Annotated in this window: 8 protein-coding genes, 1 tRNA gene, 1 pseudogene and 1 CRISPR repeat array; of the genes and pseudogenes, 6 read left to right on the forward strand and 4 right to left on the reverse strand. The window is 68.0% G+C overall.

Annotated elements, in window-relative coordinates; genetic code table 11:
* Window positions 1-76: 76 nt before the first annotated feature.
* The 5 genes and pseudogenes from D458_RS0121120 to D458_RS33880 all read left to right on the forward strand — a co-directional run bounded on the left by D458_RS0121120 (window position 77) and on the right by D458_RS33880 (window position 5,198).
* Complete coding sequence (locus D458_RS0121120) at window positions 77-1,090, forward strand: SMODS domain-containing nucleotidyltransferase (RefSeq protein ID WP_017588731.1); 1,014 nt, start codon at window positions 77-79, stop codon at window positions 1,088-1,090.
* Window positions 1,087-2,841 carry a ThiF family adenylyltransferase gene (locus tag D458_RS0121125; protein ID WP_026119542.1) on the forward strand — a complete coding sequence of 585 codons (1,755 nt, stop codon included), beginning with the start codon at window positions 1,087-1,089 and terminating at the stop codon, window positions 2,839-2,841. The genes D458_RS0121120 and D458_RS0121125 overlap by 4 nt, the downstream gene beginning before the upstream one ends.
* Before the next feature lie 381 nt (window positions 2,842-3,222).
* Window positions 3,223-4,179: pseudogene (locus tag D458_RS35650) on the forward strand (IS481 family transposase); the annotation flags it as partial.
* A 71-nt stretch (window positions 4,180-4,250) separates the two neighbouring features.
* Window positions 4,251-4,727, forward strand: coding sequence for a hypothetical protein (locus tag D458_RS33875; protein ID WP_017588734.1), 477 nt, complete (start codon window positions 4,251-4,253; stop codon window positions 4,725-4,727).
* Between the two features lie 246 nt (window positions 4,728-4,973).
* On the forward strand, window positions 4,974-5,198 hold the full coding sequence (locus tag D458_RS33880) for a hypothetical protein (protein WP_017588735.1): 225 nt from the start codon (window positions 4,974-4,976) through the stop codon (window positions 5,196-5,198).
* Here the strand turns inward: D458_RS33880 and D458_RS36465 are convergent.
* Window positions 5,172-5,258: transfer RNA gene (locus D458_RS36465), tRNA-Ser, on the reverse strand. The genes D458_RS33880 and D458_RS36465 overlap by 27 nt on opposite strands.
* A gap of 171 nt (window positions 5,259-5,429) precedes the next feature.
* Here D458_RS36465 and D458_RS0121140 point away from each other — a divergent pair.
* Entirely contained in the window at window positions 5,430-6,122 is a 693-nt protein-coding gene (locus D458_RS0121140; protein ID WP_040702645.1) for a DUF2637 domain-containing protein, read from the forward strand.
* Between the two features lie 245 nt (window positions 6,123-6,367).
* A CRISPR array of direct repeats spans window positions 6,368-8,410; the repeat unit is 29 nt; unit sequence CGGCTCACCCCCGCTCGCGCGGGGAAGAC.
* An 853-nt stretch (window positions 8,411-9,263) separates the two neighbouring features.
* Here the strand turns inward: D458_RS0121140 and D458_RS35655 are convergent.
* From D458_RS35655 to D458_RS0121150, 3 genes are all read right to left on the reverse strand, one after another.
* Window positions 9,264-9,623, reverse strand: coding sequence for a transposase (locus D458_RS35655; RefSeq protein WP_160168058.1), 360 nt, complete (start codon window positions 9,621-9,623; stop codon window positions 9,264-9,266).
* 271 nt (window positions 9,624-9,894) lie between these two features.
* Window positions 9,895-12,798: a type I polyketide synthase gene (locus D458_RS33885; RefSeq protein WP_051049728.1), complete on the reverse strand. Its 2,904-nt coding sequence runs from the start codon at window positions 12,796-12,798 to the stop codon at window positions 9,895-9,897.
* Complete coding sequence (locus D458_RS0121150; RefSeq protein ID WP_017588737.1) at window positions 12,795-13,475, reverse strand: class I SAM-dependent methyltransferase; 681 nt, start codon at window positions 13,473-13,475, stop codon at window positions 12,795-12,797. The genes D458_RS33885 and D458_RS0121150 overlap by 4 nt, the downstream gene beginning before the upstream one ends.
* Window positions 13,476-13,521: the final 46 nt, after the last annotated feature.

Below are 13,521 nucleotides of genomic sequence, written 5' to 3' on the forward strand. Positions count from 1 at the left end.
TCCCGCAAGGACGACTTGATGAACTTGTCGGCCGTGTGGAATCCATCTACAGCGTGCCGGAGAACGAGGTCTCCCTATGGAGCTCACTAACTATTTCAACGTCCTGCTCAAGGACACCGTCAACCTCGGCCAGGTGAAGCTGGACTTGCTCGACTCGCGCGTCGAGGCGGTCTACAAGGCGTTGAATGCCGATGAGCAGATCCGCTCGCTCATTCTCGGCAAGACGCCCCAAGGATCTTGGGCCCATAGGACTATCATCAACCCCGTCGGTAGCAACGAGTTCGACGCGGACTTCATGCTCGACATGGGAGAGAACCCGGACTGGTCCGACGATCCCAAGAAGTATATAGAGGAGGTCTATGCGGCTCTGCACCGCCAGAGCACCTACGGCAACATGCCGCACTCACGCAAGTGCCGCTGCGTCCGACTCGTCTACGCGAACTCTATGCACCTCGATATCGTGCCGCACCTGAACCTCGCCGATGGACGCGAAGTCATTGTCAACCGCGATGACAACGACTGGGAGCTGACCGACCCCCAGGGCTTCACAGACTGGATGAAGAACAAGGACGCGCTCGCGAAGGGCAACCTTCGCAAGGTCATCCGACTGATGAAGTACTTGCGGGACCACAAGAACTCCTTCACCGGTACCCGGTCCATCCTCCTGACGACCATGCTCGGTGAGCAGGTCACCGAGCTGCGCACGCTGCTGGACCCCAGCTACTACAGCGACGTTCCGACCGCCCTCCTGCACATCGTCAAGGACCTCGACGTTTGGCTTCAGGCGAACCCGAGCACGCCGCCTGTCGCCGACCCGTCCGGGTCCGGTGTGTACTTCGGGCACCGATGGGGTTCTGATCCCGAGAAGGCACAGGCGACCTACAGCTACTTCCGGGACCGTATCCATGTCCACGCCGCCCAAATCGAGGAGGCGTACGAGGAGGAGAACAAGGAGCGCAGCATCGAGCTGTGGCAGGGCATCTTCGGCGACGGCTTCAAGGCTCCGGCCACCTCGTCCAGCAGTGCGAAGTTCCCGGCAGCAGCCCCCGCCGCAGCTTCCACTGTGGGGCGGTCTGGCCGCGCGGGATGAGCCGCCGCAACCGGGCCACACTCTCGGCCTGGCAAAACCGGCTCCTTGGCGAGCTGAGGTCACTCGCCAGGGAGCGCCCCCACGAGGTGCGGCTTGTCCAGCAACACCAGCTTGACGCTGACGGCGACGCTACCCTCCGGCTCCGGCTCCGCACCGCCGACATCTCGCATCGCCCCGGTGGGCTGGAACTCGGAGACGAAGAGGAATTCATCGTCAGGATTCACCCTTCGGTGTTCCTGCCCCCGAGAGCCGAAGTCGACCACACCCGCTTCCTCGGCTTCCCACACGTCCTCCAAGGGCAACGGCTCTGCATCTACCTAGACCCCTCTCGCGAGTGGCGCCCGTCCGCAGGAATGGCCGGATTCCTCAGCCGGCTGTGGGACTGGCTCACCGATGCCGCCAGCGGGGCATTCGATCCCTCGACCGCGATGTACCACGCTGTCGGAGGAGTACTCCACCACGCCGATGGCACGCCCACCATTGTCGTCCGCGAGCCCGTCCTACCGAAGCGGAGTCAGATCGCTTGGCTCATCCCTCGCTCACCGCACCGCTACGACCTCACCTCCTTGACCGGCCGCGACGGACACCGCACGCCCGTCTTCGTGCTTGCGAGTGACCTCCCCTTCGGTGCGGCATCCACCTTCGCGCTGTTCCTGACGCTCCTGGACGATCCGCATCTTGACCGAGCCGAAGGACGAGCATCGGAGGCCTCACCGCAGTCGCCCGCGTTCCTCATAACACTCCTCGCCAGCGCTCTACGAAACCCTGACGGCACCGAGCAGTACTTCGTGCTTGCCGTACCCCACCCCGCAGGCGGACCGCACCATCTTCTCGGCGGACGCCTCCCCGCAGCGATCGCCGACACCCTCCGGCACATCGCCAAGAAGCACGGCACCGCAGTCAACCTCGATCCAGCGATCATCAACGCCGACATCCCCATCGAATGGTGCAGTATGTCCGACGAACGGCAAGAGGTCACAACCCGACGCGACGATGACCGTCCCGTCAACGGCTTCCAAGGAAAGACCGTTCAAATCTGGGGCTGCGGCGGCCTGGGATCATGGATCGCCGAGTTCATCGCCCGCGCCGGTGCCGCCACCATCACCGTCTGCGACCCCGGCACCATTACCGGCGGACTCCTCGTCCGACAGAACTACACCGAAGCCGACATCGGCCAGACCAAGGCCGATGCCCTCGCCGCACGCCTCCGCGCGATCCGCGACGACCTGACCGTCACCGTCGCAGAAGGAAGGGTCCCTGATCCAGCCTTCTCCCTCGCCGCGGACCTCATCATCGACGCAACCGTCAGCCACAGCATCACCACCTACCTCGGCGCCCCCGCCGGTGAAGAGCGCAAGGCACTCATTGCCCAGGTCGCCACCGACTCCAGGACGGGAACGCTCGGCATCGCCAACATCTGCGCACCTGGTGCTACCTGTACACCATCTGAGCTTGACGACCAGGCCGGACGCTCGGTAATAGCCGATGGCCAGCTGGAGTTGTACCACCCGCTCTGGGAGGAAGCAGCCAAGAGCGACGAACTGATCCCCACCAGAGGATGCTCCGTACCCACCTTCCACGGTTCGGCCGCAGACCTCGCAGCAGTTGCCGCAACACTCGTCAACATGATCGGCCTCCACCTCCAACAGGCGGAGGCAGTCGTTTCAGGAACGCACCTTATCGCTCTGCCACACGCGACAGCTGGTCCACGGCATCATTTCCTTCCGGTTGCTTCGGGCAACCTCCCATGACGTGGGAAACATCGCTGCGCGCGTCGACGTCGCTGGCGACAACCTCGAACGCCGGGTCAACTCGGTCCTGGTACATCGCCGATGCAGCCGGTTACCCGCTTCCGTGAGGCTGCCCCTCAGCGGCCTATCTCGCGTCGGGGGTGATAGAGGCTTTGGTGCGTGCCGGGATCGCCTCCCGTCACTCACGAGGGCCGGGTTCCGCTGGATCAAGGCTGGAGCAGGTGCCCAGCTGGCATGGAGCTTTGTTGCTGACCGCACAAGAGACGACTAGGTGTACTGACCATGGAGGTTGGTAACACCCACCCCGGCTGACACACGCCAAGAGGGCCTTCGGTATCGGTGTGGATTACCACGTCTACACCGATCACCAGAAGGCCCTCGATGCCCCACACTACCCATGCCAACGCCCGCCTGACCCCCGCCGGGCGCCTGGCCCTGGCCCGCTGCGTGGTCAAGGACGGCTGGCCGCTGCGCCGTGCCGCCGAACGCTTCCAGACCAGCGTGAGCACCGCCGGACGCTGGGCCGGCCGCTACCGCACTCTGGGCGAGGCCGGGATGGTCGATGCCTCCAGCCGCCCCCACCACAGCCCCGGGCGCACCCCCACCCGGTGTGAGCGCCGCGTCGTCAAACTCCGCCACACCCACCGGTGGGGGCCGGCCCGTATCGGCGGCCACCTGGGCATGCACCCCTCGACCGTGCACCGCATCCTGGCCCGCTACCGCATGCCCCGCCTGGCCCACACCGACCGGGCCAGCGGGCGCACCGTGCGCCGCTACGAGCGCGACAAGCCCGGCGAGCTGGTGCACGTGGACATCAAAAAGCTCGGCAACATCCCCGACGGCGGCGGCCACAAAACGCTGGGACGGGCCCAGGGGCGCAAGAGGCGCTCCAAGGCCGGATATGCCTACCTGCACAACGCGGTGGACGACCACACCCGGCTGGCCTACTCAGAGATCCTGGCCGACGAGAAGAAGGAGACCGCGACCGGGTTCTGGAGGCGGGCCCAGGCCTACTTCGCCTCGGTGGGGATCACGGTGGAGCGGGTGCTGACCGACAACGGGGCCTGCTACAAGTCCCACCCCTGGCGCGATCTGTTGGCCGAGCAGGGCATCAAGCACAAGCGCACCCGCCCCTACCGGCCCCAGACCAACGGCAAGGTCGAACGGTTCAACCGGATCCTGGCCGAGGAATGGGCCTACGCCCGCCCCTACCGGTCCGAGTCCCAAAGGCGGGAGGCGTTCACCGGATGGTTGCACCACTACAATCACCACCGGTTCCACACCGCGATCAGCGGCCCTCCCGCCTCCCGCGTACCTAACCTCTCAGGTCAGTACACGCCGGAACCGTCCTGTGGTTCGGTCCGGGCACGGTCCACCGCCTGGTCAACCACGGCGGTCTGGAGCTCACCGTGGTCATGCAGAACGCGGGGCTCCCGGAGGCGGGCGACGCGGTCTTCACCTTCCCGCACGAGGTACTGGTGGACCGGGAGGCCTACGACGAGGCCGCCCGGCTCGACCCGGACGCTCCGGAGAAGGAGCTCGCCGGACAGGCCAGGGTGCGCCGCGACCTCGCCATGCGGGGCTACCTCGAACTCGTGGTGTCGGTCGAGGAGAACGGCCAGGAGGCGCTGCGGGAGTTCCACCGGATCGCGGCGCGGGTGGTCCGGCCCCGGGTCGAGGCGTGGCGGCGGATCTGGTGTGAGGGCGTGGAGCGGGAGCTGGAGCTGACCCGCGGTCAGCTCGCGGCGCTGGAGCGGGGCGAGCCCGGCATCATGCACGACGCGGCGCTGGTGCGCACCGATCCGCATCCGGGGCCGAAGCGTTTCGGTATGTGCGGACGACTCCGCACCTGGCAGGCGAGGGACATCGGCCTGGACCGGTCCTGACGAAGTCGCGGGCGGCCCCGGGGCCCCTGTTCCCGGGGCCGCCCGCTGTCTGTCTCGTGCGGGGTCCTTCAGAGGCTCTGGCATGTGCTGGCTTTGATCGAGAGCAGTTGACACCCCTGCCTGTTCACCGCTCCCCAAGGTGGGCTGCTGAGGCACGGGAACTTCAGGCAGCGGTTCTGGCGGACCGCGTGGGACGGCAACCACACCGGCGAGTCGCAGTGGCTACGCCCTGCTCTGGTTCCGGGGGTGAAGCGCATCTACGAGATGGTTGCCGAGGAGATGGAGAAGAGCGTACTCGCGGTGACCGGGACCCGGTGGATGCGGTGTGTGGGCGCTCTCACGCACAGGGAGCGGGAGCGGCTGTTCGGCATGGCGCCGACCCTCGAAGGGCACTGCCGTGGAAACAGCGAAGGCGGGCTCCCGGAGGAACCCGCCTTCTTCTTGTGGGCGATACAGGACTCGAACCTGTGACCCCTACCGTGTCGAGGTAGTTCAGGCGTCGCAGTGACCTGCGCCAACAAGCATTCGCCCAGTTCAGAGGGTTCCGTTGAGGGACCTTCGCGGCGGTTGGGAGCCGTTAGGGGACGTTCGCGTCTCCCAAAAATCTCCCAGTGGGTGGTGGGAGACGGCCGCCTCCCACCACCCACCCCGGCGGTTCTGCCGCTGCGAAGGTCTCTCGGTCACAGGAATGAAGTGATCGTGATGGAGCCTTCTCGTTGGTCACGAACGGTGACCATCGCAGCCGTGCTGATGCTCGCGGGCATCGCCGCGGTGGTGTCCTACTCCCACATGTACGAACTCGCCCTGCGCCACGGCGAACCTCCGTGGAGAGCAGCCCTGTTCCCCCTTTCAGTGGACGGCATGATCGTCGGCGCCTCCATGACCCTGCTCAGCGATGCCCGTCAGGGGCGCAAGGGTGGCCTGCTGCCCTGGGCCTTGCTGATCATTGGTTCGGTCGCATCCTTGGCCGCGAACGTGGCTGTCGCTGACCCTACGATGTGGTCGAGGATCATCCATGCCTGGCCCTCGTTCGCGTTGATCGGTGCGTACGAGTTGCTCATGAGGGAGTTCCGCACCGCAGCCAAGAGCGTACGCACTGCGTACGCAGACGATGAGCAGGATTCGAGTGATGGACTGGATTCGTCTCTGGGAAGCGGCCTGCGCCTAGTGGATCCGTCGGGGCAGGACAAGGCCCCCAAGCCGTTCACACCGTTTCAGGCCCGAGCATGGGCGTGGGCTGAGGAGTGGGAGCGGGACCAGGGGAAGCTGCCCGACGGGAAGAAGATCGGTGAACGCTTCGGTCGCAAGGAGCGCTGGGGTCGGTTGGTGAAGGAACGCGGCCTCTACGACCGCAGGTACTTCCAGGGGACGCACAGCAGACTGTCAAAAACATGACGGAGACCGGTGGTCAGGTGCACGGACGCCGTACCGAAGCGACCCTCTCAGAGTGAACGTCCTCACGGGGCCGGGAGTGCACCAAAGCCTGCCCGCCGGTCACCCGCAGCGATCCTGGAATATGGCGGCTATGTGAGGCTGTGGAAGCACATGAGCGGGGGCGACACTGTGGACGGCTCTACGGGTCAGTACTCACAGGTCATCGACAAACACCGCACCATCCACTGGCTGTCACCTGAGTTCGCTGGCTTACCCCCGCTCGCGCGGGGAAGACGCGTCCGGGATCGCACGGGACACGGGGAAGGACGGCTCACCCCCGCTCGCGCGGGGAAGACAGGTTCGCCGAGGTCGCCATCGCCCCCGACGACGGCTCACCCCCGCTCGCGTGGGGAAGACCGGACCGGTGCCCACTGGTCACCCGGCCCCCACGGCTCACCCCCGCTCGCACGGGGAAGACCAGCAGATAGCAGGGCCATGTCAGGGGGTCTCCGGCTCACCCCCGCTCGCGCGGGGAAGACCAGGCGCAGATGCACTACGCCCGCTGTGTGGACGGCTCACCCCCGCTTGCGCGGGGAAGACATCCACGAGTACGTGTGCACCCTGAACGTCCACGGTTCACCCCCGCTCGCGCGGGGAAGACGACCTCAGCGACCGCGAACCCAATCACCGCGACGGCTCACCCCCGCTCGCGCGGGGAAGACCTCCAGTGGACCGCCCCGGACCCGAGGAGGTACGGCTCACCCTCGCTCGCGCGGGGAAGACACCACCTTCACACCGCGAAGAACCGCGGCGGCCGGCTCACCCCCGCTCGCGCGGGGAAGACTCCGCACCGGAGTGGCGGCGTTCGGTTTCGGTCGGCTCACCCCCGCTCGCGCGGGGAAGACAGGACCCGCTCGAACAGCTGCTCGACCTCGAACGGCTCACCCCCGCTCGCGCGGGGAAGACGCCCCCCGGGATGGTTACGAGCCGCCCTACCCCGGCACACCCCCGCTCGCGCGGGGAAGACCGCGTGGGGGGAGACGGGCCCCCGCTCTCCGTCGGCTCACCCCCGCTCGCGCGGGGATGACGTGTCCGGCAGCGGCACGTACCGGACACGCTGCGGCTCACCCCCGCTCGCGCGGGGAAGACCGCGTGTGGGGAGACGGGCCCCCGCTCTCCGTCGGCTCACCCCCGCTCGCGCGGGGAAGACGTGTCCGGCAGCGGCACGTACCGGACACGCTGCGGCTCACCCCCGCTCGCGCGGGGAAGACTTAACCACCCATGATCAGGTTAAACACCAGCACGGCTCACCCCCGCTCGCGCGGGGAAGACGCCTAATCCCACGCATGTGTGTGGCCCCGATCCGGCTCACCCCCACTCGCGCGGGGAAGACGACCTGGTGGCCGGTCAGGTCCGCAGGTCCGGCGGCTCACCCCCGCTCGCGCGGGGAAGACCGCAGCCGCTGGAGGGGGCCGCACCGGGGGCACGGCTCACCCCCGCTCGCGCGGGGAAGACCGGCCGCGTGAGGCCCACCTCCTAGGAGGATCCGGCTCACCCCCGCTCGCGCGGGGAAGACATGACGACGGCGACGATCGCGATGAGAGCGGGCGGCTCACCCCCGCTCGCGCGGGGAAGACATCGTGACGCTGGACGATCGGCGGAACGCACTCGGCTCACCCCCGCTCGCGCGGGGAAGACGCCGACCCCGCCACCGCCGACGAACCCCAGTACGGCTCACCCCCGCTCGCGCGGGGAAGACCCCGCCACCCAGCGGGGCCGGGGGTCGGTCTGCGGCTCACCCCCGCTCGCGCGGGGAAGACGCATCTGGGCAGGGCTCAACCTCCTCGGACTCCGGCTCACCCCCGCTCGCGCGGGGAAGACGTCGCCACGATGCGGGCCTGGATCTCTTCCAGCGGCTCACCCCCGCTCGCGCGGGGAAGACCCGTACAGGCAGTCCACCGACACGATGTCCTGCGGCTCACCCCCGCTCGCGCGGGGAAGACGACATCGAACCCGGGGTCAGTCAGCTTCTCGGCGGCTCACCCCCGCTCGCGCGGGGAAGACGAGGTGGTGGTGAGCGTGATCAGGAACGCGACCGGCTCACCCCCGCTCGCGCGGGGAAGACCGCGGCGGAGCGGATCGGCAGCGTGAGCACGTCGGCTCACCCCCGCTCGCGCGGGGAAGACTCGCGCTGGAGGGCGCTGAGTGCCACCCGGGTCGGCTCACCCCCGCTCGCGCGGGGAAGACCAAAACAGACTGAATATATGTTCTTGGAAGGGCGGCTCACCCCCGCTCGCGCGGGGAAGACCCGAATAGTCACGCTCATTATCAGCCGAAAACCGGCTCACCCCGCTCGCGCGGGGAAGACTCGGTGGCCTGCTGCTCGATCGCGTCCAGCTGCGGCTCACCCCCGCTCGCGCGGGGAAGACACCCGGCTCCCCGCAGGGAAGCTGTCGGTGTACGGCTCACCCCCGCTCGCGCGGGGAAGACCACTTCCCGACCTGGCCCTTTAGTGGGACGTTGTCATTTTGTGACCTGACGTGGCCTCAAGGTGCGGGAAGTCCTGTCTTTGGTTCATCTGCGCGATCTCGCCCTGTGGGCTTCTGTTCTCGGAGCCCTGTGCCTTGGCTTGAGAATGCTTGCTCTGGAATGTCAGCCTCTCATGCTAACTCTGACCGGAGACATGGCTAGCAGCCACCATCTCCGACTACGGGTCAAATAGGTGGATAGTTTCCCAAATGCTCGAATATGGGGCAAAAGTCAAGGATTGCCAGTCCCGTACCCACTCATTTGCCACCGGAGCGACGTGGCGGCGTCTTCCCCGCGCGAGCGGGGGTGAGCCGACACCAGAATGCCCGGAATCACCGGCATGGGGTCTTCCCCGCGCGAGCGGAGGTGAGCCGTCCCGCTCGTGGGAGGGGCCCTGCCCGCGTGCGTCTTCCCCGCGCGAGCGGGGGTGAGCCGCCCTTCGTGGATAGCCAGAGCGCCGATGTGCCGGGCCAGAGCTGTATCCCTCGCCCGAGGGTGAGTTCGGCGTGCACCCGCCGCACCCCGTAGACGCCGTTGGATGCGGCGTGGATCTGGCGGATGGTGTCGGTGAGCAGCACATGCCGGATGGATCGGGTCGAGGGCCCTCGATCACGCCAGGCGTAGAACCCGGACTCAGACACCCCCAGCACCCGGACGGCGGCCTGGACCGGATGTCCCTCGGCGGCCATCACCGCGATCGCCTCGAACCGTCTTTGGGGGCACCACCTTCCCCAGCAGCTCACGGGCCCGGCGGTGGGTCGCCAGTTCAGCCCCCAGCTCGGCGATGCGCTTGTTCGCCGTTGCCAGCTCGGTCTTCTCGGTGCTGGTCAGGCCCGGAGCCAGACCTCGGTCAATGCGGTCCTGGCGCCGCCAGGCGTAGATCGTCTCGGTGCTGATGTCCAGATCGCGTGCCACGTCCGCGATGCTGCGTCCGGATTGGACCAGGTCCAAGACCTTGCGTCGGAACTGGTCGGGGTATCCAGGACGTGCCACGATGCCCTCCTTTAAGGGTCATGTGGTCCCAGGATCCAAAAATCCGACTCCGAAAAACGCGGGACACACCAAAGCGGATCGGTCACAGGGGTTTCTCCAGGCCACTGGATGTTGGTGTTGGTGGCGAGCAGTTCGTTGGAGCGCCCGTGGTGTTCCCAGGTGATTTCGGCCAGTGTGCAAAGCCGGGCGCCGACGTGGTGGCGTCGGGTGGGGTGGTGGTCCCGCTCCGGTCCTTGGGGGAGCGGGACCACCGTGGGACACCGTTCCGGGGTCAGGGGAGAACGGACGGCGACCCTTCCGGGGAGGGGTTGTGCGGGTCGGGCATCCGTTCGACCAGGGCTGCGGCGACCTGGCGCCAGGTCCGATCGGGAAGGAACACCTGGACGTCGATCCGGGCCCACGGGGGCACGCGGCGTAGCCGTGAAGTGAGCTGGAGCAGGCCATGGCTCTCCAGCCCGCTTTCGGTCCAAGTGCCGTCCATGTCTAGGCCCTCGGCTAAGGGGAGCAGACGGGAAACCTCAGTAATCAGGTGTGCCTCTACCTGATCGGGGGCGGGCACGGGAAGCGCTCCGCCGTCGTCCACGGGCGTGGCGCGACCGGTGTGGTCCCACCCCGGAGCGATCACCATGTGAGGGTGGGCCCGCTTGATCGGTCCGGTGGGTGTGACCCCCGCTGTGTAGAGCTCCCCGATCCCCCGGGCGAGGCCGTAGGGGTCACCCGTCACCGAGACTGTCGCCGACCGGGGGAGGGTGTGCGCCACGTGTTCCACGAGAAGGGCGCGAGGCCCGACTTCCACGAACACCACCGGCCCTTCACCTTCGCTCGCGGCGGCGCTCAGGGCTCGGGTGAAGCGGACCGGTCGCCGGGCTTGCTCGGACCAGTAGGCGGGGTTCCACAGACCAACCGTGTCCTTGGGATGGTCGGGGTGGGAGGTGGAGACGATCGGGATCTGGGCGGGGCGGTGGACCAGCCCGGCCAAGGCCTCGCGCAGCGCGGGCACGAGGGGTTCGACGAGCGGGGAGTGGGCGGGGATCACGTCGGGCACCGGCTTGCACCACACGTCCCGTTCGGCCAGGCGTGCCTGGAGGTGGTCCAGATCCTGGGTAGGTCCGGCCACGACCTGCACGGCGGGTGCGCTGTAGGAGGCGATGGTGACTCTGCCCTCATCGGGCGCGGTGAAGGCGTCGAACTCATCGACGCTCGCACGGATCGCTAGCAGCCCGCCGACGTCGGACAAGCCCGAAAGGAGTTCGGACCGTCGGGCCAGGACCCGGGTAGCGGCGTCCAGGCCCAGGACCCCGGCGGTGTGGGCGGCGGCGATCTCCCCGACCGAGTGCCCCAGGACCAGGTCGGGTTCGATTCCGCGTTGGGCTAGCAGGGCGGTGAGGCCGATCTGGGTCAGCGTCGTGCAGTGCTGGGCGTCCACGAAACCGGTGATGGCCTCGCCCGGCGCCCATACCTGGTACCCGCTCTGTTGCGCCAGGGCGGCCCGTGCTTCCTCCACCGCCCGGGCGTAGGCCGGCAGACACATGAGTTCAGCCCCGGACGCCGGGTGGTGTCCGCCGTGCCCGGTGTAGACGAACACGACTCGGGGTCGTGTATCCGGGGCAGAGCGAGGGGCGACGACGTGGGGATCGGGGGTGCTGTCTTGGAGGGCGCGTAGTCCTTGCACCAGGGATCCCAGGTCAGCGGTGGTGACGGCGGCCCGGTAACGGTGGTGGGGGCCGCGCGCCAGGGAGGTATCGGCCACCGTCCCCACTGACCCGCCCCGGGGAGCGTTGACCGCGAGGTGCCCGGCGGCCATAGCCAGAGCGGCGGGGGTGTGGGCGGAGACGAACACCGTCTCCGGTAGCGGCATCGGGTCCTCACGCTCTGGCGATTCGAGCACGGGGGCTTGAGCAAGGAGGGCGTGGGCGTTGGAACCGCCGAACCCGAAGCCGCTCACCCCCGCCACGCGCCCTCCGTCATCGCCAGTCCCGTAGGGCCAGGGTTCCAACTCGATGGGCACCCGGATCCGTCCTTCCAACCCGGCCCTGAGCCGATGGTGGTGCGAGGTGGGCGGGACCTGCCCGTGGTGGACCGCCAAGGCGGCGGCCATGACCCCGAGGACCCCGGCGGCGCCTTCGAGGTGACCGAGCACGCTCTTGACCGACCCCACCGCGACCGGAAGATCCTGCTCCAGCCCTTGGGAGATTCCGGCGGCCTCGACGCGGTCTCCGGCCTTGGTGCCGGTTCCATGGGCCTGCACCCACCCCACCCGCTCGGCCGCCATCCCGGCGTCGGCGAGCGCCCGTCGGATCGCCTGAGCCTGGCGGCTGGCACGCGGGGCCAACAGGTGCGGGGACCGGCCGCCGTGGCTGAGCCCGGTCCCGACCACGTTCGCCCACACTCGGTGCCCACGTTCGACGGCCAGATCGGCGCGGGTCAGCACGAGTACGACCGCACCCTCGGAGCGCACGTACCCGTCGGCGTCTTGGTCGAAGGGCTTGCACCGGCCGTCAGGCGCCAGGACTCCCGCCTCGGTGAAGGAGGTGGTGATGACCGGGTTGGTCAAGACGTTGCTGCCTGCCACCACGGCCAGGTCTACGTCGCCCGTGCGTAGGTCGTGCACCGCGTAGTGCAACGCCGTCAGCGAGGAGGAACAGGCGGTGTCCAGGGTCAGGGAGGGCCCGTCCAAGTCCAGGGCGTGAGAGAGCCGGTTGGCCAGGATCGCCATTCCCGCGCCCGAGGAGGTGAACACCCCGGCCCGGTTTCTGGGGGCGAAGTTCTTCGCGGCTTGGTCGACGCTGGCCGCCCCCACGTACACCCCGGATCGTGACCCGGCCAGCGAGAAAGGGGCGACCCCGGCGTCCGCCAGCGCTTCGTAGGCAACTTCGAGGACCCACCCCTGTTGGGGATCCATCTCAGTGGCCTCGTCTGCGGTGATGCCGAAGAAGGCGTGGTCGAAGCCATGGTCCACGATCCCAGCACGGAAGGGTGCGGCCGGAACCTGCGTGGGATGCAGGCGCTCCACCATCGCCTTCCACCGGTCCTCGGGGACGCGAGTGATGTGGTCGCGGCTCTGGGAAATAGCCTTCCACAATTGATCGGGGTCGTTGACGCTGCCAGGGAGTCGGCAGCCCATGCCGATGATCGCCACCGGCTCACGCATTTGGGCGAGGGACGTGGCGTTCATCGGCGCGGCTCCCGGGCCACCCACACCCCGGCCGAGCCCATGACGGTCAGGTCCACCCGGGCGAAGTGCAGGTCCAGCATCGCCCGCAGATCGACCAGCCGGTCGCCGCTGTTGTGGAACATGTTCCGGCTCGGCTTGTTGTAGGCACCCTGGAGCCGGCGGGCGATCCAATTGTTGTTGGTGCGCGGGTCACCGACACCCAGGAGGGTGGAGCCGATGAACACCCCACCATCGCCCAGCACCCGGGTGGCTTCGGAGAACGCGGCGGCCTTGTGCCGCATCGTCTGGCCGGGAACACAGTGCAGGACGTGGAACATCGCGACCGAGCCCACCGATGCGTCTGGCAGCGGCCACGGGGTGGTGAGCACGTCGTGCTCGTGCGGAATGACCTGGCCGTGCTCGGCCAGCTTGGGAACGCAGTAGTCCAACGGTGCGGGGTTGAGGTCCATCAGGTGGATCTGCCGCAGTCGTGCGGACACCTCTTCGCCGGCGGGCGTGGCCGGGACGGGCGCACGGAGTAGGAAGTGGCCGTCGGCGGGGCCCACCTCCAGGTGGGTGGGCGCCATGTACAGGGCGTACAGGTCCAGGATTTTCTCGTTGTCGACCTTCCACGCCAGGCGGTGGGACCAGCGAACCACGACCTGGCCGTAGCGCTTGAGGTTGCGGTGGCTGTACAAGCGGGGGTTGGGCGCGGAACGGGTGGTGTGGGGGGGTGTTCTCGGG

It is taken from the genome of Nocardiopsis ganjiahuensis DSM 45031 (genome assembly GCF_000341085.1).
Lineage (GTDB): Bacteria > Actinomycetota > Actinomycetes > Streptosporangiales > Streptosporangiaceae > Nocardiopsis > Nocardiopsis ganjiahuensis.